The 21,566-nt window shown below is 42.7% G+C and carries 26 protein-coding genes; 15 read left to right on the top strand and 11 right to left on the bottom strand.

Annotation, left to right across the window (positions count from 1 at the left end):
- Positions 1–8 precede the first annotated feature (8 nt).
- From moaC to ACFS5N_RS04925, 3 genes are read left to right on the top strand one after another with little or no spacing between them, the layout of a single operon-like run.
- Positions 9–515: a cyclic pyranopterin monophosphate synthase MoaC gene (gene moaC, locus ACFS5N_RS04935; protein WP_377182832.1), complete on the top strand. Its 507-nt coding sequence runs from the start codon at positions 9–11 to the stop codon at positions 513–515.
- On the top strand, positions 496–1,668 hold the full coding sequence (locus ACFS5N_RS04930) for an NTP transferase domain-containing protein (protein ID WP_377182831.1): 1,173 nt from the start codon (positions 496–498) through the stop codon (positions 1,666–1,668). The genes moaC and ACFS5N_RS04930 overlap by 20 nt, the downstream gene beginning before the upstream one ends.
- Entirely contained in the window at positions 1,665–2,729 is a 1,065-nt protein-coding gene (locus ACFS5N_RS04925; RefSeq protein ID WP_377182829.1) for a ThiF family adenylyltransferase, read from the top strand. The genes ACFS5N_RS04930 and ACFS5N_RS04925 overlap by 4 nt, the downstream gene beginning before the upstream one ends.
- Here the strand turns inward: ACFS5N_RS04925 and ACFS5N_RS04920 are convergent, their stop codons facing one another.
- Positions 2,730–3,149: a molybdenum cofactor biosynthesis protein MoaE gene (locus ACFS5N_RS04920; RefSeq protein ID WP_377182827.1), complete on the bottom strand. Its 420-nt coding sequence runs from the start codon at positions 3,147–3,149 to the stop codon at positions 2,730–2,732.
- A 1-nt stretch (position 3,150) separates the two neighbouring features.
- On the bottom strand, positions 3,151–3,393 hold the full coding sequence (locus ACFS5N_RS04915) for a MoaD/ThiS family protein (protein WP_377182825.1): 243 nt from the start codon (positions 3,391–3,393) through the stop codon (positions 3,151–3,153).
- A gap of 135 nt (positions 3,394–3,528) precedes the next feature.
- Between ACFS5N_RS04915 and ACFS5N_RS04910 the strand changes: the two genes are divergently transcribed.
- Positions 3,529–3,696, top strand: coding sequence for a hypothetical protein (locus ACFS5N_RS04910; RefSeq protein ID WP_377182823.1), 168 nt, complete (start codon positions 3,529–3,531; stop codon positions 3,694–3,696).
- A 383-nt stretch (positions 3,697–4,079) separates the two neighbouring features.
- A complete protein-coding gene (locus ACFS5N_RS04905) occupies positions 4,080–4,724 on the top strand; it encodes a redoxin domain-containing protein (RefSeq protein WP_377182821.1) in 645 nt (214 codons plus the stop codon).
- An 81-nt stretch (positions 4,725–4,805) separates the two neighbouring features.
- On the opposite strand, the gene ACFS5N_RS04900 is transcribed toward ACFS5N_RS04905, so the two are convergent.
- On the bottom strand, positions 4,806–5,057 hold the full coding sequence (locus tag ACFS5N_RS04900; protein ID WP_377182819.1) for a hypothetical protein: 252 nt from the start codon (positions 5,055–5,057) through the stop codon (positions 4,806–4,808).
- Between the two features lie 205 nt (positions 5,058–5,262).
- Between ACFS5N_RS04900 and ACFS5N_RS04895 the strand changes: the two genes are divergently transcribed.
- Both ACFS5N_RS04895 and ACFS5N_RS04890 read left to right on the top strand, forming a co-directional pair.
- Entirely contained in the window at positions 5,263–6,054 is a 792-nt protein-coding gene (locus ACFS5N_RS04895; RefSeq protein WP_377182817.1) for an alpha/beta hydrolase family esterase, read from the top strand.
- 152 nt (positions 6,055–6,206) lie between these two features.
- Positions 6,207–7,487, top strand: coding sequence for a phenylacetate--CoA ligase family protein (locus ACFS5N_RS04890; RefSeq protein WP_377182815.1), 1,281 nt, complete (start codon positions 6,207–6,209; stop codon positions 7,485–7,487).
- A 6-nt stretch (positions 7,488–7,493) separates the two neighbouring features.
- Here ACFS5N_RS04890 and ACFS5N_RS04885 read toward each other — a convergent pair whose 3' ends face one another.
- Positions 7,494–8,207: a hypothetical protein gene (locus tag ACFS5N_RS04885; protein WP_377182813.1), complete on the bottom strand. Its 714-nt coding sequence runs from the start codon at positions 8,205–8,207 to the stop codon at positions 7,494–7,496.
- Between the two features lie 234 nt (positions 8,208–8,441).
- Between ACFS5N_RS04885 and ACFS5N_RS04880 the strand changes: the two genes are divergently transcribed.
- From ACFS5N_RS04880 to ACFS5N_RS04845, 8 genes are all read left to right on the top strand, one after another.
- The gene (locus ACFS5N_RS04880; protein WP_377182811.1) at positions 8,442–9,980 is read left to right on the top strand and encodes an HAL/PAL/TAL family ammonia-lyase; all 1,539 of its coding nucleotides are present in this window, start codon (positions 8,442–8,444) and stop codon (positions 9,978–9,980) included.
- Between the two features lie 4 nt (positions 9,981–9,984).
- Positions 9,985–10,713 (top strand): 3-oxoacyl-ACP reductase FabG, encoded by a 729-nt coding sequence (gene fabG, locus ACFS5N_RS04875; protein WP_377182809.1) that lies wholly within the window; start codon positions 9,985–9,987, stop codon positions 10,711–10,713.
- The gene (locus ACFS5N_RS04870) at positions 10,710–11,126 is read left to right on the top strand and encodes a 3-hydroxyacyl-ACP dehydratase (protein WP_377182807.1); all 417 of its coding nucleotides are present in this window, start codon (positions 10,710–10,712) and stop codon (positions 11,124–11,126) included. The genes fabG and ACFS5N_RS04870 overlap by 4 nt, the downstream gene beginning before the upstream one ends.
- Positions 11,096–12,253 (top strand): beta-ketoacyl-[acyl-carrier-protein] synthase family protein, encoded by a 1,158-nt coding sequence (locus ACFS5N_RS04865; RefSeq protein WP_377182805.1) that lies wholly within the window; start codon positions 11,096–11,098, stop codon positions 12,251–12,253. Before ACFS5N_RS04870 ends, ACFS5N_RS04865 begins: the two co-directional genes overlap by 31 nt.
- A 67-nt stretch (positions 12,254–12,320) precedes the next feature.
- Entirely contained in the window at positions 12,321–12,956 is a 636-nt protein-coding gene (locus ACFS5N_RS04860) for a hypothetical protein (RefSeq protein WP_377182803.1), read from the top strand.
- Positions 12,953–14,152 (top strand): beta-ketoacyl-[acyl-carrier-protein] synthase family protein, encoded by a 1,200-nt coding sequence (locus ACFS5N_RS04855; protein WP_377182801.1) that lies wholly within the window; start codon positions 12,953–12,955, stop codon positions 14,150–14,152. Before ACFS5N_RS04860 ends, ACFS5N_RS04855 begins: the two co-directional genes overlap by 4 nt.
- A 3-nt stretch (positions 14,153–14,155) precedes the next feature.
- Positions 14,156–15,220: a beta-ketoacyl synthase chain length factor gene (locus ACFS5N_RS04850; protein ID WP_377182799.1), complete on the top strand. Its 1,065-nt coding sequence runs from the start codon at positions 14,156–14,158 to the stop codon at positions 15,218–15,220.
- 6 nt (positions 15,221–15,226) lie between these two features.
- Positions 15,227–15,589: a hypothetical protein gene (locus ACFS5N_RS04845; RefSeq protein ID WP_377182797.1), complete on the top strand. Its 363-nt coding sequence runs from the start codon at positions 15,227–15,229 to the stop codon at positions 15,587–15,589.
- A gap of 93 nt (positions 15,590–15,682) precedes the next feature.
- Here the strand turns inward: ACFS5N_RS04845 and ACFS5N_RS04840 are convergent, their stop codons facing one another.
- The 7 genes from ACFS5N_RS04840 to ACFS5N_RS04810 all read right to left on the bottom strand — a co-directional run bounded on the left by ACFS5N_RS04840 (position 15,683) and on the right by ACFS5N_RS04810 (position 21,564).
- Complete coding sequence (locus tag ACFS5N_RS04840) at positions 15,683–15,946, bottom strand: phosphopantetheine-binding protein (RefSeq protein ID WP_377182795.1); 264 nt, start codon at positions 15,944–15,946, stop codon at positions 15,683–15,685.
- A 7-nt stretch (positions 15,947–15,953) separates the two neighbouring features.
- A complete protein-coding gene (locus ACFS5N_RS04835) occupies positions 15,954–17,240 on the bottom strand; it encodes an ABC transporter permease (protein WP_377182793.1) in 1,287 nt (428 codons plus the stop codon).
- A complete protein-coding gene (locus ACFS5N_RS04830) occupies positions 17,240–17,998 on the bottom strand; it encodes an ABC transporter ATP-binding protein (RefSeq protein WP_377182791.1) in 759 nt (252 codons plus the stop codon). The genes ACFS5N_RS04835 and ACFS5N_RS04830 overlap by 1 nt, the downstream gene beginning before the upstream one ends.
- Positions 17,989–19,005 carry a BtrH N-terminal domain-containing protein gene (locus tag ACFS5N_RS04825; RefSeq protein WP_377182789.1) on the bottom strand — a complete coding sequence of 339 codons (1,017 nt, stop codon included), beginning with the start codon at positions 19,003–19,005 and terminating at the stop codon, positions 17,989–17,991. The genes ACFS5N_RS04830 and ACFS5N_RS04825 overlap by 10 nt, the downstream gene beginning before the upstream one ends.
- Complete coding sequence (locus ACFS5N_RS04820) at positions 18,995–19,402, bottom strand: hypothetical protein (RefSeq protein WP_377182787.1); 408 nt, start codon at positions 19,400–19,402, stop codon at positions 18,995–18,997. Before ACFS5N_RS04820 ends, ACFS5N_RS04825 begins: the two co-directional genes overlap by 11 nt.
- Before the next feature lie 117 nt (positions 19,403–19,519).
- Positions 19,520–20,659: a beta-ketoacyl-ACP synthase III gene (locus ACFS5N_RS04815; RefSeq protein ID WP_377182785.1), complete on the bottom strand. Its 1,140-nt coding sequence runs from the start codon at positions 20,657–20,659 to the stop codon at positions 19,520–19,522.
- Between the two features lie 5 nt (positions 20,660–20,664).
- The gene (locus tag ACFS5N_RS04810) at positions 20,665–21,564 is read right to left on the bottom strand and encodes a hypothetical protein (protein ID WP_377182783.1); all 900 of its coding nucleotides are present in this window, start codon (positions 21,562–21,564) and stop codon (positions 20,665–20,667) included.
- Positions 21,565–21,566 lie beyond the last annotated feature (2 nt).

The following is a 21,566-nucleotide window of genomic DNA, read 5'->3' as shown; positions in this document are numbered from 1 at the left end:
CATAAACTGTGGAAGCAAAGAATACCTTAAAAGATACTGCTCAAACATTTTCGCATCTGGACAAAACCGGAAAGGCAACCATGGTTGACGTTTCTGAAAAAGCGGTTACCAAACGCTCGGCAACGGCCCGCAGTATTGTGCATTTACCACAGGAGGTAATGTTGCAGTTGGTGGATGGTGATTTGCAGACTAAAAAAGGCTCGGTATTTCAAACTGCCGTTATAGCGGGTATCATGGCTTCAAAAAAAACCGGCGAATTGATTCCGCTTTGTCATCCACTGGGTTTAGACAATTGCCACATCAATATCAGCGTTGATAAAAATAATGAGGTGGTAATTGACTGTACAGCAACCATTACCGCTAAAACCGGGGTAGAGATGGAAGCCCTGGTAGGCGCTAGCATTGCTGCCTTAACTATCTATGATATGTGCAAGGCCCTGAGCCATGACATCGTGATCAGAGAAACTAAGCTTATGGAGAAAACCGGAGGTAAACGTGATTTCAAAAGAGCATAAAAAACATACAAAACTGGCTCGCCCGGCCATTGGTAACTTTAATCGTAACGAATGGGCCATAGTCGGGGCGCCATGCACCAGCGTCAAATTATTGGCAGCCGAGATTATAGCTGCACTTTCGCCGCAATATAAATGTGCTTATGCTGATAGTGTACACAATGACGAAGAGGTATTGCCACCTGGTCGGCTTGCCAATGGTGCGATAGTGGAATATACTGATCAGATCAATAATCACCAGTTTAACTTTAGCCTGGAGATAAAACCAATGACCTTCAAACAGCAGTTTACCGATGCTGACCTGGTTTTAGTAAATGGTAATCATCAGCCGGCAAAATCTCAGGTGGTCATTATTTGTGAAAATAAAGCCGCTTCATTGCAAAAACGGCTTTCGCAACTTACCAATGTCGAAATGTTTTTGTTGGCTGATCACACAACCGGGATTTTTGATTTCGTCAAAGATGCGGTGCCCAATTGGGCGCAGTTACCAGTTTACCACCTTAACCAAACCGGACAAGTTATCGCGTTTTTTAAAGATAAAATGCAGCAAGCCAAACCTGTTTTAAATGGCTTGGTTTTGGCTGGTGGGCAAAGTGTCAGGATGGGTAGCGATAAAGGTAAATTAAACTGGCACGGTAAAGAACAGCGATATCATTTAGCCAATATGCTAAAACCATATTGCGAAGACGTTTTTATTTCCTGCCGTGCAGATCAGCTTGAAAATATATCACCTCAATACAAAACTTTGCCGGATACTTTCCTTGGCCTTGGGCCGTTTGGAGCAATATTGTCTGCATTTCGTGAAAAGCCTGACAGCGCCTGGGTGGTAGCGGCTTGCGACATGCCTTTGCTGAATACAGAAACTTTTGAACATTTAATTGAAAACCGGCGGACATCTTCTATCGCCACCGCTTATAAAAATTCTGGTGACGGTTTCGCTGAGCCGTTGATTACTATTTGGGAGCCTAAAAGCTACCCGGTGTTGCTGTCATTTTTGGCGCAGGGTTATTCTTGCCCACGTAAAGTGTTAATTAATAGCGATACCCATTTGCTGCAGCCTTTGGACGAAGAGGTGTTGACCAACGTTAACACAGTTGAGGATTTCGAAAAGATTAAACATCATTTAACTGCGAAAGCAGCAAATACTCCAACATGAACGCCGATTGGTTAAGATATAGCTGCCAGGTGGCTTTACCGCATTTTGGCGAAACTGCTCAAACACGGTTGCAGCAAGCCAACGTGTTAGTTGTTGGTGCAGGGGGACTGGGGTGTCCGGTTGCGCAATACCTGGCAGCAGCGGGTGTTGGTACCTTAGGCATTGCAGATTTTGATATCGTATCGATAAGTAACCTGCACAGGCAGGTGCTATTTGGGCCGGATGATGCCGGCAAAAAGAAAGCCGCAATTGCCTGTGCGAAACTGCAAACACAAAATCCGTCAATAAAATTAATACCGTATGATGTTGAGGTAAACGCTGACAATGTTATAGCATTGATTGAACCTTATGATATTATAGTTGATTGTACTGATAACTTTGATACCCGGTACCTGATTAACGACGCTTGTGTGATGACTGGTAAACCTGTGGTTTACGGAGCTATCTATCAGTTTGAAGGCCAGGCGGCCGTGTGGAACATTACGCAGCCGGATGGCAGCAAATCGCCCAACTATCGTGATCTTTTCCCGCAGGTTAACGCAACACAGATACCTGATTGTACTGACGGCGGTGTACTTCCAACGCTGGCAGGCATTATTGGTTGCATACAGGCTAATGAAGCTATAAAATACATTACCCAAACAGGTAATTTACTGGCAGGCAAGGTGATGATATTTGATGCGCTTACCATGCAAAGCCGGGTGATTAAAATTGGTAAAACTACCAATACCCATATCCATTCATTAAAGCAATCGGCAGATATACCAAGTTTAACTGTTGCCGAGGTAAGGCAGGCGTTATTAGATAATAGCTTAGATTTGGTTGATATCCGTACAGATCAGGAGCGTGACGAGATTGACATTGGTGGTGTACATTTTGAAGCCGATGAACTGGACGAAAATATGGAATATTTAACTGATGCGCGTGTGAAGGTGTTATATTGCTCGTCGGGGAAACGTAGCGCCGAAGCCGTTAAATATATCAAACAGCAATCGCCTGATGCTAAGGTCTATTCATTAGCCGGAGGGCTTAAAGCCTGGTTTGAGTACGTGGAATCCTGATTAAGGATGTGCGGCAACCCAAATCTCGCCATCCTCAAAAAATTCTTTTTTCCAGATAGGAACGGTTTGTTTCAATGTGTCAATAATGTAACGGCAAGCCTCAAAGGCAGCGTCACGGTGCGCAGCTGCTACGGCTATTATAACCGGTATTTCACCAATCTGTAAAATGCCGGTTCGGTGACGGATCACCACTTTTTGTACCGGCCATTTTTCAAAGCTTTGCTGCGCGATTTTTTGTAGTTCGTTTAAAGCCATTTTTTCGTAGGCTTCGAATTCTAACCTTAAAACAATCTTTCCTTTGGTGTTACTCCTCACGGTGCCAATAAATACGTCTATCCCCCCGCAGTCGGGCGACATTACCCAATCAATACATTGCTGCACGCTTAGGGGTTTAGCCGATATCTGAATATCTGTATTCATGTTAACCACCGCTTACCGGGGGGATAATGGCAATCTCATCACGCTCATGAACAGTATCGCCTTCCAGTGCATATTCATTGTTTACAGCCACCATGTAAGTCGCCAGTTTCCTGAGTTTTGGATATTGATTTTCCAGCAGGTATTTCAGGTTAGAAACGGTAGCGTCATTAGTCATTTCGACACTGATGCTCGGTCCACCGAAAATATCCTTGGCAATGCCAAAAGCCAGTATATTAATTTTCATAAAATTAGCTGTACAAATATGCAAAGAAAGATCGCTGTAAAGGTAAACAAACAACAAATGCAATTGTTAAATCTACTGTTATCAAAGTTACTAATACCCGCTAATAATAATCATACAAATCAAATGCTCTTCCAAATGAAAACTTATATACCAAAAATTGTGATCACCCAACAACCTGGCACTGACAAACCGTGCTTTGAAAATGAAGACGGTGAAATGTTTATGCTGATTGAGGATAACTTCGACAATTCAAACAATCAGCCGGCCGACAATTACCAACTTATGGTTAATAACCGAACCTAAAAGTTAGCTGCAGGTTCGCCGGCTTCGGGTAAGCTTTAAATTAAACAGCCAGTGGGCGGGGTAGGATTGTTATCTGCATAATAAAAGACGGCTTTAACGCTGTAAAAGGCAAGCTATTTAATTAAGTAATGGCTTTATAGAAAATTTTTAAACTGATAATCAGTAAATTATAAAATATTTAATTAAAGTATACTAAATATATAGACTTTATAGTTTATATTTGAATTGTAATTGAAACACAGCTATGAAAAACATCAAACGAACACCACATCAGCTACAGATTCTCTCTGGCAGACAGACTAAGGGATTCCGAATGTGTTGCTCTTGATCGTCGTCGATCCTGCATCTGCCAAACGTCATTATTAATTTCAATTCAATAAAACATGTTATCAACTATAAATAAATATCCGTTTTTTGATCTGTCAGACTTAAATATCGAAAACGAGTTCAATCCAAAAATATATCAAAAATTAAAGCCCGTTAAAACCGGCAACCTAGTTCCTGACATCGATCTGGTTTCAGACTATAAGCGCTGGAAAAACTTTCACAATGGTGCGCCAACACAAGGGCAGTTTTCCTGGAAACAACTGTACGGCAAGCCACTTACCATAGCATTTTACTCGATACATTGGGGTGATAGGGGCATAGAGCAGTTAAAACGTTTAAACGTAATTCACAATGAAATTAAAGCCAACGGAGGTAATTTGCTGGTGTTTACCAACGATGTTAATGAAGAGCAACTGGCGCGCATTAGCTGGGAGCATAGCCTGACGCTTAATTTTTATCATGACGTGGCTAACAAGATAGCCGCAAAGTTCAGGATCTATTCAGAAAAAGATCCCACCTGGAACACTTATTCAGGTATTGATGTGAATATCCCCTTGCTTGCTTTATATGTAATTGATACCGACAGGCATATTGCCTATCATTATATTGACCGCGATATGGAAACAAATTTCAGAACGGACGATGTAATAACTGCAGTTTATGAGTCGGCGCTGATAGAGGTGCAGAAACGATCTGCATAAAATATTAAAGATAAACTATTTGGTTTGGTTTACAGTAGAAAAGAAAGCCGCTCGTCGCAAGGAGGAGCGGCTCTTTTCGTTTTAGTAAGTTCTGTAGTAGCGACGACCATGTTTGTAATAATAATGGCGTCTAACTACGTGCCCGCGTCGGCGTTCTGTCACTACTACACGGCCTCCAGGACGTGGTGGCGGCGGTGGCGTGCCTAAATGTATTCTCGGCAGCGGTGGGTGTGGCGGATGCGGTGGAGGTGGCGGTAAATGGATCTGCGCCTGTGCTACAGACAGGGTAGCTACTGTAAACAGGCCAATTAATAGTGCTTTAATTGTTTTCATGACGTCTTTATAGTGAGTTGATTAAATTAATTACTTGTAATAACCTAAAAAGTCACAAAGGGTTTTGAAAACCATACAGGCAACGGATACGTTTGTTGATTTTATAATCACACATATTATGCGCTATCTGCTTTTCATAATGATATTTTTAAGCTTTTTTAAATCATCGGCACAATACCCCGGTAAGCAAATTAAAGGAGATATAATGGTAGACGGTATAAAACGGTCGTTTTTAACCTACCTGCCTGCCGGCCATACGCATAAAATGCCTTTGGTGATATCGTTGCACGGAGGCTTTGCCAGCCCTAAAGGGATGTTTCATCTGGCCGATTTCAGGCCTGTTGCCGAGCGTGAAAAATTTATAGTGGTTTGCCCGGCATCAAAACATTTTTGGCATGACGGCGCTAATTTGCACGGTATTGACGATGTCAAATTCATTGACCAGCTTATGGATTACATGATCAAAACTTATCACATCGATCCGGATAGAATTTATGTTACCGGGATATCTAACGGTGGTTTTATGACCACGCGATTAGCCTGCCAGTTACACGACCGTATTACAGCCATAGCTGTTGTTGCAGCTACGCTAGATGTGGGAGAGGGGTACGACCTCGAAAAGCCTATGCCTGTTTTATACATGCATGGTACCAAAGACCCTATAGTTTCTATTGACGGCGGCAAACTCTTTGGCCGCAGTATTTTTTCGCATAAAGCTGTTATTGATAAATGGATAGCGATGAATAAAGCCGGAAAAGAACCCTATGTAACCAATATACCCGACAAAACCGGCGACGGCACCAGTATACTGAAAGAAGAGTATTTGAATTCATCAACCGGCAATAAAGTTGTTAGCTATACCATCAACAACGGCGGCCACACCTGGCCGGGCGGCTGGCAGTACTTTCCCAAATTTATTGTCGGGAAAACCACGCATAATTTGAATGCCTGCGAGGAAATCTGGAATTTTTTTAAGGAGTATAAGTTAGCCAGATAATTCGGTGGGGGGCATGCTAAGCTCGTCGAAGCATGAGCGCAAAGGCCAAACAACAGCGTGCTAATCCCACCGCTTACTCTTATGCCGAGTTGAGAGTGACACCCGGTTTGATTAATTGTTATAGACTTTTAAAATTTGTTTCTTTGCCCTGTATGAGCATATCCCTGAGCACCGGTAATCTTAAAATAACTCAAGAGCAAAAGCTCGCCGAACTGCTGGCGCATCTAAGCCAAAACTCGCCGTTTTATCGTGAACTATTTACTGAGCATGGTATCGAGGTGGCTACCATCAAAACTTTGGAGGATCTGCAGCGCATTCCAACTACACATAAGGAAGACCTGCAGCGCCGCAATATGGATTTTTTGTGTGTGCCGAAGCATCAGATCATTGAATATGCATCAACCTCGGGCACTTTAGGTAGTCCGGTTACTATCGCACTTACCGAGAACGATCTGGTACGCCTTACGTTGAACGAGTACAATTCTTTCGTCTGTGCAGGCGGCAGTGGCGAGGATATTTATCAGCTGATGTTGACACTTGATCGCCAGTTTATGGCCGGGATAGCCTATTACTCGGGCTTGCGTAAACTAGGCGCGGGCATTATCAGGCTGGGCCCGGGTGTGCCCTCGCTTCAATTGGAAACCATACAACGGCTAAAACCTACGGCAATAGTAGCCGTGCCGTCTTTTATTTTAAAGCTTATACAAGCCGCTAAAGACCATGGTATCGACCTCAACCAAACATCGGTTAAAAAGGCTATTTGCATCGGCGAGAATATCCGCAATACCGACTTCTCATTAAATATCCTCGGAAAAAAAATAACTGAGGCCTGGGATATTCAATTGTATTCAACCTATGCATCTACCGAAATGCAGACGGCATTTACAGAATGCAGCGCGGGCAATGGTGGCCATTTGCAGGCAGATTTGCTGATTGCTGAGATTTTAGACGAAGATAATAAACCGGTTGCAGCAAACACCCCCGGTGAGTTGACTATAACCACTTTGGGCGTTGAAGGTATGCCACTGCTACGCTATAAAACCGGTGATATATGTATGTATTACAACGAGCCTTGTGCCTGCGGGCGAACGACCATGCGTCTGTCGCCGATCATCGGTCGTAAAAAACAAATGATCAAGTTTAAGGGCACTACCTTGTATCCGCCGGCTATGTTTGATTTGCTGAATGAGATGGAGGAGGTGCTTGATTATGTGGTTGAGGTATACTCGAACGAGATTGGTATGGACGAGGTATTGCTTCACCTTTTACCGTCAGACACCGGCAAGGCCACAGATAACCGCATTCGCGCTTATTTGCAAGCACGTTTAAGGGTTAGTCCGCATGTAACTTATGTAAGCGCCGGGCATATCCAAAAGATGCAGTTTCCTGAAGGCATGCGTAAAGCGGTTAAGTTTATTGATAAGCGGGTGTAAAGGTATTTAGTCTCCTTTTCTGTAATTAACAGCGTTGTTCTTGATGTAAGTGCTTAGATCATAAGCGGTCATTTTTTTAGTTGCCGCGGCGGTGGGCCTGTACTTAACCATAAACTTTGCTAATGAATCTCCTGAAAATCCAGTTAGCCGGATTATCAAAGCTTTGTTAAAGCGACTGCTAATGTATTTGTCGTTTTCATCTTGTATAAGCCTTTTCTTCAATTTATACCCTTTGCTGCTTTTATAAGTGATAGCGTTGACTAACTGAGACGGTATGATAGTTATACCTGCAACCGGTATTATTCCGGGCACTGCACGCACCTGCACAATATCCTCAAATTTTGGTGCGGCTGAATTGAAATTCTTAGCGAAAGTTTTTCGTGTGGCTAAAGAATCGGCAATCCTGTCTCTTTGTGCAGATATAGTAACCTCTTTAAGTTGCGTGTTTTTGTGCAGGGAGATAATCAGTGTGTTTCCGGCCTCAGTTACAGGGTGTACAAAAACGTCATACCCGGGCATGTTCACCCTTAACGTATCCGTTTTGTTGACTTTAATGGAGAATTGGCCATGCAGATCGCTTACTGTTGTCGCTGCTGCTGATTTGATCATAGCACCGCTAATAAACAGTCCGGTTTGTTTATCGGTTACAAAACCGCTTGCCCGTTGCGCGTAAGTTTTAATACCTATGGATAAAACAAGTATAGCCAGAAGGTAGCGCATTTATTTTGATTGCCCGATAATTGACCTCACAAACATAAATAAGCGGTGGCTGTTATAAAACCTGTTTAACATCTTTTAACTTGTTTAAGGCGGATAAATGTGCTGTTAAACTTCATTAAGCTGAACTGCTGTTGAAACTAACAACTTTCACTATTTTCAATATATTTGTCATCCATCATGGCAAACATATAGACCGTGTTTGGGTTTAAGAGATTTGATTATTAATATTCGCCTATGATAACTATTGGACAGGACGTCCTTTCATTAACCGACTTTAACGATATTGTGTTTAACCAGAAGTCGGTTGCTTTATCACCAGCAGCCTTATCTAAAATTGATACCAACTTCAAGTTCCTGCAAAATTTCTCATCAAACAAACTTATTTACGGCATCAACACCGGTTTCGGACCTATGGCCCAATACAAGGTCAGCGAAGAGAATTTATTGCAACTGCAATATAACCTTATTCGCAGCCATAGCTCGGGCAGTGGTAATTTGTTGACGCCGATACAGGCAAAGGCATTAATGATTGCCCGTTTAAATAGTTTGATTCAGGGTTATTCAGGCGTACATACCGATATTGTTGAGTTGCTGACAGAGTTAATCAATAAAGACATTACTCCGTGTGTATTTGACCACGGCGGTGTAGGAGCCAGCGGCGACCTGGTGCAGCTGGCACACCTGGGCCTGGTGCTGATAGGCGAAGGTGAGGTAATTTACGAAGGCACACTGCAATCAACCGCTCAAGTGTTCAAGCGGTTAAATATAAAACCTTTGTCAATACATGTGCGCGAGGGCCTGGCCACCATTAACGGTACCTCGGCCATGACAGGTATTGGTATGGTAAATATTATCCAGGCACATAAACTGTTGAATTGGTCAGCCATGTTTTCAGCGATGACCAATGAAATTGTGCAGGCTTATGACGACCATTATTCGCACGAGCTGAATATCGTCAAACATCATAAGGGGCAGAATAAAATAGCGGCTATGCTGCGCGATATTTTGTCAGGCAGTAAAATGATTCGCAGCCGTACTGATCACTTGTATCATCCTGATAATATCGATCAGGAAGTGTTTGAAGATAAAGTACAGGAATACTACTCGTTACGCTGCGTAACTCAAGTATTAGGTCCGATACTGGATACCATTAACCAGGCAGAAGAGGTGTTGGTAAACGAACTGAATTCGGTTAACGACAACCCCGTAATTGACCATGAAAATCAAAACGTTTTTCACGGCGGCAACTTTCACGGGGATTATGTTTCGCTTGAGATGGATAAATTGAAAATTGCCATCACCAAGCTATCTATGTTGTCTGAACGTCAGTTAAATTACCTTCTGAATGATAAACTGAACCTGAAATTCCCGCCATTTGTGAATTTGGGCGTGCTGGGTTTTAACTTTGGTATGCAGGGGGTGCAGTTTACAGCAACATCCACAGTGGCCGAGAATCAAACCCTGTCATTCCCAATGTATGTGCATAGTATTCCAAATAATAATGACAATCAGGACATTGTAAGTATGGGCTGTAACGCCGCTTTAATGACTTCAAGAGTTATTGAAAATGCGTTCAGCGTTTTGTCCATCCAATTAATGACCATTGTGCAGGCTATTGACTATTTAAACTGTCAGGATAAGCTGGCCTCGGCCACTTTGGCGATATATAATCAGGTTAGAGAAATCTTTCCTAAATTTATTGAAGACGCACCGCGTTACAAAGAAATGGAAAAGGTGAAGCAATTTTTGGCTGCAGCAAAACCTACTATCTAAAACCATGAAATGTGCATTAGTCACCGGTGGCTCAAGAGGCATAGGACGCGCCATTTGCGAAAAAATGGCCACTATGGGATATTATGTTCTCATCAATTACAAAAGCAATACCGACGAGGCTATTAGAACCCTGGAGTTAGTTAAGCAAGCCGGAGGTGATGGTGAATTAATAAAGTTTGACGTTGCCGATAAAGAACAGATTAATGAAGTTTTGGGTGGCTGGATTAAAGCTAAGGATGATAAACTTATAGAAGTGCTTGTAAATAACGCCGGTGTGCGTGATGACAACCTGATGGCCTGGTTAAAAGACGAGCAGTGGGATAACGTGATCAATACCAGCCTGAATAGTTTCTTCTACGTAACCCGTTTGGTACTGGAAGGCATGGTTTTTAACCGTTATGGGCGTATTGTTAATGTGGTGTCGCTATCCGGGCTAAAAGGCCTACCGGGACAAACTAATTACTCGGCAGCCAAAGCAGGTGTAATAGGGGCAACCAAGGCATTGGCCCAAGAGGTTGGTCGTAGTGGTATTACCGTTAACGCGGTTGCGCCAGGTTTTATCAGAACCGATATGACCGAAGGGCTGGATGAGAAAGAATTAAAGCGCAATATCCCGGTAAACCGTTTCGGCACGCCAGATGAGGTAGCTGCCGCTGTTGGGTTTTTGGCTTCCAAAGCGGCCGGGTATATCACGGGGGAAGTTTTATCTATTAACGGCGGCTTATATTCATGACAGAGAGACAAAGCATATTATCAATCATACCTCAAAAACCGCCATTTGTAATGGTGGACGAACTGCTATTCTCTGACGACAATATAACCCGCACATCCTTTACTGTTACTGCCGATAATATCTTTGTCATCAATAACGAATTTAGTGAGGCCGGTTTGATGGAAAATATGGCGCAGACCGCCGCTGCAGGATCTGGCAATATGGCGAGGATTGAAAACCGGGAGGTTGCCAACGGCTACATTGGCCAGGTAAAAAATTTCGAAGTTTACAGTTTGCCTAAGGTAGGAGATAAGTTGATTACAGAGGTAAAAATAGAGGTACAAGTATTCGATGCAGGTATAGTTTCGGGTAAGGTAAGTTGCAATGAAGTGGAGGTAGCGCAATGCGAAATGAAGATATTTATCAACCAGTGACACCCGCGGTTTATATTGTTGCCGACAACATTTACTCACCTATAGGCACCACCACTGCTCAAAACTTTGAGGCGCTAAAGCAAGGCATCTCAGGTATCCAAAAGCATCAAAATCCGGCCATTTCTGACGGTGAATTTTATGCATCCTTGTTTAACTATAAAGAAAACAAGGTTCTTAAACAGTTCAAAAACAGCAAGTTTGAGAATTTACTTATAGCATCAGTTGAGGCTGCGTTAAGCGAGGTCGATATTGATGTTGAAAACGATAAAACTATACTTATCATATCCTCAACCAAAGGAAATATCAGTTTGCTGGAAACTAATGCTGCCGATGCTGAGCTTCAAAACAAAATAGCGCTGCATACATCTGCCAGGATTGTCGCAGGATATTTTGGATTGGCGAATCAACCGCTTGTCGTATCCAACGCTTGTATATCCGGTATCATGGCTGTTTTAGCTGGAATGCGATTGCTGCAGTCGGGTAAATATGAAACGGCGATAGTTGTCGGCGCCGACGAGATCAGTAAGTTCGTGCTATCTGGTTTTCAATCGTTCCAGGCTATTAGTGATGAGCCGTGTAAGCCTTTTGATCAAAATCGTAACGGAATAACATTGGGTGAGGGAGCTGCTACCATGATTTTATCAACAAACTCAAAATACGCCGGCAGGATAAAGGTTTTAGGCGGGGCAGTATCTAACGATGCCAATCATATTTCGGCGCCTTCACGCACCGGAGAAGAGCTTTCCGGGGCAATTAACCGTACGCTCAGTATGTCGGCCCTTACGGCCGAAGACGTGGATCTGATTTCAGCACACGGTACCGCAACCAGCTATAATGATGAGATGGAGGCAAAAGCCATAGCACTTTCCGGGCTGGATACTGTGCCTGCAAACAGCTTGAAAGGATATTACGGGCACACGCTGGGTGCTGCAGGTTTGATCGAGTCCATTATATCTGTTCAGTCACTCAAACAAAATATGATATTGCCTACTTTAGGTTTCGAAACAATCGGTGTTAGTAGCCCTATAAATATTTGTACACAATTAACGCCGAAGCGACTGAAGACCTGCCTAAAAACAGCATCGGGTTTTGGTGGCTGTAATGCGGCAGTTTTATATAGTAAATAGGGTTTAAATGGACTGACATGTTGGCATTTTATATATATAATTAATTTATAATCAGCACAATAAATACTTGAATATAAACTATTACATAACGTCTAATGTAACTATAGTAAAAAACGTGGTTTACCACAGCGAGCGCCCTGTTTTTGAAAACAGGAACGCCGGGCTGCCTGCGTTTTTGCTATCGGTTTATCAGCATCTTGAGCTTAACTATCCTAAGTTTTATAAGATGGATAACCTGAGTAAATTAGGCTTGCTGGCCACCGAAGTTTTATTAGAGGATACGGATATTAAACTTTATCAGGCTGAGGAAGTTGGTCTGGTATTGAGTAATGCCAATGCCAGTTTAGACAGCGACCAACGTTACATACAAAGCGTTCAGGATATTCCGAGTCCCGCATTATTTGTTTACACCTTACCTAATATTATGATTGGTGAGATCTGTATCCGTAATAATTTTAAAGGTGAAGACGCATTTTTTATATTTGAAAAGTTCGATGCCGGTTTTGTCGAACAATATGTAAACAACCTGCTTGGCAGCAATGTGCTGCAGGCTTGTATCTGTGGTTGGGTTGATGTATTGGATGATGATTATAAAGCCGTGCTGTTTTGGGTCGAAAAAACTTCGAGGGCTAATGCCATACCCTTTTCGGCCAGGAACATGGATACCATATTTGATAACCTTGTAATAGATAAATATAAATGAGTTCACCGATATATATCGCGGGAATTGGGGTTATCACCGCTATCGGTAATAACGTGGCTCAACATCTGGCGGCTTTTCGGGAATGCCAGGCAGGCATCGGCAACATAACTATGCTCAATACTAAGCATAAAGGCGTATTACCTGTAGCAGAAGTTAAGCTGGATAATGAAGCACTGGCTGCCTTGGCAGGTATCTCGGCGCAAACCAGTCGTACCAAAATGCTGAGCCTTATTGCCGCACGCGAAGCGCTGAATGATGCTGCGATACCAAACTTTTCTGATTTGCGTACTGGCTTTGTGTCGGCAAATACGGTAGGTGGTATGGACAGGAGTGAAGACTTTTTTGTCGATTTCCTGAAAGATAATAATAAGGGCAAATTGCGCTATATTTTCGACCATGAATGCGGAAGTATTACCGAGGTAGTGGCTGATGCATTGGGTATCACCGATTATATGACTACTATAAGTACAGCCTGCTCCTCGTCTGCTAATGCGATATTTTATGGGGCCAGACTTATCAAAAATGATATGCTTGATGTGGTGGTTGCCGGCGGAGCTGATGCTTTAGCTAAATTTACACTAAACGGTTTTAACACGCTGATGATTCTTGATAAGGAATTTTGCCGGCCGTTTGACGATACTCGGGAAGGTCTTAATTTAGGAGAAGGCGCGGGTTATGTGGTCTTAGTGTCTGATAAGGTCGTTAAAATGCTCAACAAGCCGGTATACTGCAGTTTGAGTGGTTATAATAACAGTAATGATGCCTATCATCAAACAGCGTCTTCGCCTGATGGTACCGGCTCGTACATGGCTATGCAAGGCGCTCTGAACAAAGCTGGCTTAAAACCCTCCGACATTAGCTATATCAATTTACATGGCACCGGTACTCCAAACAACGATAGTGCAGAAGGTACGGCTATAAAACGCTTATTCGGGCCAAGCTATCCGCCTATGAGTTCAACCAAATCATTTACTGGTCACACACTTGGTGCAGCCGGTGGGGTTGAGGCTGTGTTTTCAGCATTGTCTGTCAAGTACGGGCTCGTTTACCCGAACCTGCGTTTTAAGACACAGATGCACGAGTTGCCGTTTGCACCAGAAACCGAGTATCTACAAGATCAGCCCATTAAAAACGTTTTGTCAAACTCGTTTGGTTTTGGCGGTAATTGTACATCATTAATTTTTTCGGCTGTTTAATTTATGAAGATATTCATCCGCTCAGCAGCTGCAATAACCGCTCAGAAAACTTTCGGCAACGTTCCGTTTTTAAATGAGCTGATTGAATATGATGACGTACGACTTTCTGCTATTGAGCCCGATTATAAAGACTATATTGATCCGAAGCTGGCACGGCGCATGAGCCGTATGGTGAAAATGGGTGTAGCTTCAGCGTTACAATGTTTGCGACAAGGCAATACAGAAATGCCAGGCGCTATCATTACCGGTACCGCTTTAGGTTGCCAGGAAGATACCGTCACATTTTTAACCCGCATAATTGAAATGCAGGAAGAAATGTTGCCCCCGACAGCTTTTATACAGTCTACACACAACACCGTGGCTGCTCAGATTGCCTTGTCGCTTAAATGCCACAGCTATAACAATACATTTGTACATAAAGGTATTTCTTTTGAAAGCGCATTGTTAGACGCGACTTTGCTTCTTAAAGAAGGCGACGCCAATGATATCCTGGTAGGTGGCACCGAAGAAATGACCGATACCGCGTTCAAAATATTAAGCCGTTTGGGCCTTTACAAACGTCGGCCGCTATCAAATGCTGATCTGTACAAAACTGAGACCACCGGCACTATAGGTGGCGAGGGTGCTGTATTCTTTTTGTTTAGTGACAGGCCTTCGGCTGATAATCTGGCTGAGTTAGTGGCAACCAAAGTGTTTTATAAGCCGCAAACATCTGAAGATATCTTGTTAAATATCAATAGCTTTTTGGCTGATAACTTAATCAGTACTGAAGATATCGATCTTATAATCACAGGAAAAAACGGTGATATGAAAAACGATGCAGTTTATAATGATTCATTGTCGGCTTTATTTTCTGATACATCGCAGGCAAATTATAAACACCTGACCGGCGATTACCAGGTTTCAGTTTCCTTTGCTTTATGGCTGGCAGCTAACATTATTAAAAGAGGTGAGGTGCCTGCTTTGGTGGCTGACGGGGCAATTAAGAGAACGTCGCCCAAAAAAATATTAATCTATAATCATTATCAAAATAATTATCATTCTTTGATGCTGGTATCGGCTTGCTAATTCATTATGTTAAAAAAACCTCTGTTTAAAATTTTGTCGCTTAACCACACAGATGGACAAATTGACGCTGAATTACAAATAGATCAGCAAAATGAAATATTTACAGGGCATTTTCCTGACCAGCCGGTGGTGCCGGGAGCCTGCATGCTGCAAATTGTTAAAGAGGTTCTGGCGGACACCTTAAAGTCTGACCTGGTTTTGGCACGGGCCGATAATATTAAATTCCTCTCGCTTGTTGAACCTTCTGCAGCATCACTTCAATTAAGCCTCAATTATCAACAGGCTGACAATAACTTAAAAGTAATCGCAAGTTTATCAACCGGAGAAACGGCCTGTATGAAACTTCAGGCTTTGTTTAGCGAACGATAATATTTATTCCAAATTCATGGCAACTTAGCGTTGCAATCTTACTAAAGCAAAAAGGCGCTTATAGCGCCTTTTAAATACTGTTGTCTTTGAGATTTACTTAGTTCTGTACTCTACTATATAATCAGCCATAGTATTGATATCAACCAGCGCTTTCCGACCTTCTTTAGGGTCGCGGATATCAATACCATATTCCTTTTTTAATAAGACTATTAACTCCAGCGAATCTATAGAGTCTAAACCCAAGCCATCGCCAAATAAAGGTTCGTCATCTTTAATATCGGCAGTGGTAAGGTCGGTTAAGTTTAAAAATTGTATGATCTGAGTTTTCAGTTGCTCTTTCAGTGCTTCTTTTTCCATGGGGTAATTATATCAAATTTTTTCGTTTCAAGCCTAAATAAGTTATTATTTGGATAACGACGGTAATAATAAATAACGAGAAAATATAGTTTAAAATATCTTTAAGGGAGCCCCCTTCAAGAAATAGCCGGTAATAAGCTTCTAGGCACCAATGCATAGGCGAAATATTGGTGAGCGTTTTGGCCAACCCCTGCATGGCAAAACTCGGTACCATTAAACCGCCGATACAGGCCAGTATTACAATAGATATTGCCCCAAAACCATTAGATTGTTCTTGTGTGTCAGCAAAAACACCTACACAAATAGAATAGCTTACTGCGCACCAGCCGCAAACCAACGTCACCAAAAATAAGGCAAAAAGGTCAGAAGGTAAATTTAATGGTGGCAAACCAATCAGCGGAAATAACCAGATGCCAATTGAAAATATAACTGCGGCCTGTATTAAGGTTACAACCAGGTAGGTGAGCTGTTTGGATAAAAGCCCGGTCAAATAGCTGGTGGGCAATGTTTTCAGGCGGATAAAACTACCGCTAACCTTCTCACGAACCACGCTACCGCCCAGTGACATGATGACAAAGAACATGGCAAAGATTGTCCATGCGGGCACATTGTGTTGAGATGCGTTCGGTGTTGAGCGTGTACCATCTTTAGATACCGGCAGCATATTAATTTTAGTATTACTGTTCAGCATCTCGTTTTCGAGGCTTTTAGGCAGCTCTTTTTCGTTGGAGTCGTAATACAAAGTCCGTAATGTTTGACGGGTTTGTACGATCTGTAAAGCGCTCTGAATGGCACCCTGAATAGAGAAACGTAACGACTCCTGCAAAACAGGATTGTAATATAACGTCAAGGCATCCACACTAACGGCGGGTTGAGGAGTTGCTTTAATGCTATCCGCCTGACCGCTAAAAGCAGCCATCGCTTTATCTGACGCTGCCTTCGCTCTTCGCTGTATGTCAGCCGAAAAAGTTGAAGGAATGACTACGCCCAGCATCGCATCTTTGTCCTGCATATCATTGGAAATAGTTCCGGCCCTATCTTTACTCGTTTCGGTAACCGTAAACATGCCTATCTTGTTAACTGACTCGATGAACTGTTTAGCCGACTTGCCGGTATCTGTGTTGCAGATTATAATTGGTAATTTGTTCTTATTTACCAGCTGAAATGTACTGTTTTGAATGCTGGTAACCACTACAACCAATATAATTGGCATCACAAACATGAGTGAGATACCCACTTTGTCGCGCAATAAAATGCGGATGTCTTTTTTTATGGATGTCCAGAGCTTAAACATTAGTTGCGGTAGGCTTTGCCCGTTAAGTTAATGAATAAATCTTCCAGACTTTGGTGATTATGTGCGTTCAATACATCATTAATACGCCCATGGGTGATGATTTTGCCTTCGTCTATCATCGCAATTTGCTCGCAAAGGTCTTCAGCTTCGTTGAGTTGATGTGAGGTATAGATAAGTGTAGTACCGCTTTTATTTAACTCGAGCAGATAACTAATGATAGCCGTACGGGTTTGTACATCGACGCCAACTGTAGGTTCGTCCAGAAATAAAACCTGCGGATTATGGATCACGCCGATAGCCAAATTAACCCTGCGTTTCATACCGCCTGAAAATTTTTCCACCGGTTTATTTCTTACGTCCTCCAAACCAAGTATATTCAATAGCTCATTGGTGCGGTCTATGATCTGCTGTTTGTGGAGACCGGCCCACGCGCCAAAAAACTCCAGATTCTCAACAGGTGACAGTTCCTGATAGAAAGAGAAATCCTGCGGCACAAAACCAAATAATTTATTGAATTCCTTATTCTGTTTGCCAGCTTGTTCACCAAGTAATTTGATACTGCCTTCATCGGCCGAAAGTACGCCGGTCATCAAATTCATCAAGGTGGTTTTACCCGCACCGTTAGGGCCGAACAAGCCAAAGCGCGTACCTTTAATAATCTGTAAGTTCAGATCAGTAAACGACACCTTCTCGTTACCCGGATAACGAAAACCCATGTGCTCGATATGTATTGCCAGTGGCTCGCCGGTTAATGCCATTTTACATTTTTTAACGCCACAAAGGCTTTGCGTTCAATTTCTGCTATCTCTAACAGGTAGTCGCCCATTTTGTTAAAGTCTTGCTGACTGCCCAAACGGCCTTTATATATCCCAGCCGCTTGTATGGCACCTTCGCGCCATAAATCTCCCGATGCCGTGAACTGTTTAGAAATTTCCATCAATTCATCATTGGGTATATAGCTGTAAGCTTCCTGAAGAAATGCCCCGTAAATGTACCTGAAACCACCTCCGCCTGTACCTATTTCTTCCTGCATACGCACTAGCTGCGCCAGGTATGAACCTGCTTCTTTTACCCCTAATTTATCGCGCCATTGTTTGATTTTGTTGCCGGTATATTTTATACCATTCACTCCTGCAATTGGACCCATCCATGGCGAGATCATGTTAAATACATTCCTCTTGATCCCACTAATTATACCTGCCTTGATCTGTTCGTTAGTGACCGGTTTGTTTTCCTTCGGATAATACAACTGTCCATTAGGAGCAAGGGCGCCTTTTGCAAACCGCACGCGTTCCAACTCATAGGCCGACATAACGTTTGTGCTTTCCATTACGGGGTCGCTCACCATATAGTTGCCATCTTCGGCGCCAAAAACTATTAAATTATGGGCATTAAAATGAAAACGGTATTCACGCGGGAAATAAGGCAGATAATAAACTCCTACCTGACAACCAACCGGGTGGCCTTCGGACAAACGCTCGTTCAAAAACTTTTCGGCCGCTTCTTTTGAGCTGAATTTTTTGCGGACGATTGGGATATTTAACGCTTTGCAGGTGCGTTTAAATATTAACCCTGGCATGCTGCGAAAGGCAATTACCGGCCCATTGTTAATTTTGAGAACAGGAATGTATACAAAAAACAGCCCTGAGCCAATACCAAAAGCCAGGGGTTCGGTGATTTGCTGAACTCCACTATTTTTTAACAGACCAACGGTCACTCCGTTTTCACAGTGTGCGGCCTGTATGTGGTTAAAGTCAAGCTTCATTAACAGTCATAGTTTTTAAATCGGTTATGCTGATATTAAACGCATCAGCATACTTTTGCAGCTTCTTTTCAGACAGGCTATTGAATACATCGGGCTTTATGTGCCTTTTTACCTGCCACTGCCAAAAACCGGTATAGCCTGCCAATATCTCGGCATCCATCAGCGCTTTTTCCATGAAGAATAGGATAGGGCTGGCCTCTTTATTTAACACTTTTTGTTTTGCTGCCGCGATGCGGTCCTCGACATCTTGCCAGGCCGTATCAAGCGCAGTCGATTTGACGTCCCAGCCGTTGCTTAGCGCGGTGGTGTATCTGCCGTCCTCGTCAGTGGCATAGCAAACTTCCTTGGTTACTTTGCCCAATGCGCCTAAGTCCTGCGGAACGTCTTTTTTTTTCATTGTCGATTACCACTTTGTCATTCTGAGCGATAGCGAAGAATCTTATAAGCTTTGTTGGTCGCTTTGATAAGATTCTTCGCTATCGCTCAGAATGACATCGTTTTGAAAAGTTTTTCCCTAGCAAACCGTCATCATCGCGTACATATACGAAAAACGCGAGCTTTCAGGTACCAAACACAATATCTTTTCGCCTTTTTTTAATTTACCGCTGTGGAATAACTCATCTATCATTAAATAAATGGAAGCTGCACCAACGTTACCTACGGTATACAGGTTGATGAACCACTTTTCGTAAGGAATGCCGCCCCCATATATCTCCACCAGGTCATAAATTTTACTGCGGAAGAAATTACTTGAAATGTGGGGAAGGAAATGATCGATATCCTTAGCGGTTAAGCCTTTTTTGTCGAATATCTCCTTGATCTTTTTACCACCCAGCGGAACAATATTATCGCTCAGGATATTAATGTCCTGTTTCACACTGAAGATAGACTTGGTCATGATCTCCTCCGGAGTATAATCCATAAAGCCTTTCAATGTACCATCAGGTAATTTATCGCCGCCCATATACATACAGGTTTCCATTTCGTTGGCGTAGGATACACCTTCTATCCAGTCGATGCTTAAGCTCAAACCTTCTTTATTAGGCTCATCGCTTAATTGAAAAGCTGAGGCGCCGTCAGACAGCATCCAGCGTAAAAATTCCTTTTGGAAAGAAATGAATGGGTTGGCATTCAACTCAATAAGTTTATGTGCCTCTTCCTCAAAAACATCCGATACCAATAAGCCCGAAAAACGCTCAGATCCAGTAGCAATAGCCGATTTTACCTCACCAGCTTTAATAGCCAGGTAAGCAAATTTTAAGGAGTGCATACCGGCACAGCAAACGCCAGACGGCGATACGACTTCGATGGGACCCATTTCAGGCAACCAGCCATGAGTCATAACGCCATGCGAAGGCATCATTTGGTCAGGCGATGAGGTACCGCATGATAGCAACTCAACTTCGGTTATTTTTTCAGGATCGTTTTTAAATAATTCTTTAACAGCTTCGGCAGTCATTTGCGCATTGGTATGCGTTGGCTTACCGCCTTTGGTTAATGCGTAATATCGATTGGTGATACCATTGTTACGCAATACAATACTTTTTGATTTAGACGGTTTACCGTTAATGAAACCCAGGTATTCCTCCATCTCATCATTAGCGACAGGGCTGTTGGGCAAAAATTTAGACGTATTAGTAATATAAACGGGCATACCGGTTAATTTAAATTTAAATAATATTGCTTTTTCGCCCTTATGCGTTTAGGCGAAGTAAATCTGAACAAAATGCCATCCAAAGTGATCAATATGGGTGCACCTACAAAAAAAGCTATCAGCAGGTAATATTTATAAGCTCTGATCCAGGGTAATTTGTTCTTTCGTTTGCTGATGAACATGGCCCAGGCTTTAAATATTTTGCTCGCTGTACTTTCAATAACCATCAGGTTATAGTTCAATACGGCTGCTTTGTTAGCATCAAGCTCGGCTTGTAAGCTTTCCCAGTCGTCATTCATCAGGTGAGGTATAACGCTATTGCCGAAAACTTTGGTATGTTTAATGTCAGCATCAGAAACACCGGGAGGCGGGAAAATGTTTAAATAACGATCTTTTTTTCCGTGCAGCATCCAGTGGAAAATGGTTACAAAGCTTACCGGATTAGGGTGAGTGTCAACTAAGGCAATGTTACCCACGTGATTCGCTTTTGCCGAGCGCAAGATTTTTTTAACCCGTACAAAGGCGCTTAACCACATATTGCGGGCGCCGGTTATGGTTATCACCGGTGTGTTTTTTACCGCGGTTTGCATCTGGCCAGTTAACATTAATGAGTTAAATGGTATGCTTGGTGACAGAAACCAGGCCTGGTAGCCTAAAATTACCAGGTCGTATTTTTTTGATTGAAGCTCGAACGGTTCTAATTCGGCGGGAACATCCAGTTGGCAATCGGGCATTACACTAAAAAAAGTATCGGCTGTCCACGGAAAAACCGGCTCATTTACCAATCGCACCCGCACTTTTTCAACTTCGATGCCTGCATCTATAAGTGGTTGCGTAAAATTGTCAATGATGTCGCCCAACTGGCCCGATTGCGAATAATATATAGCTAATACCTTTTTGCTCATTC

It is taken from the genome of Mucilaginibacter ximonensis (assembly GCF_042686265.1).
Classification (GTDB): domain Bacteria; phylum Bacteroidota; class Bacteroidia; order Sphingobacteriales; family Sphingobacteriaceae; genus Mucilaginibacter; species Mucilaginibacter ximonensis.
The sequence above is the reverse complement of the archived record's forward strand: the minus strand, read 5'-3'. Positions and strand labels throughout refer to the sequence as shown.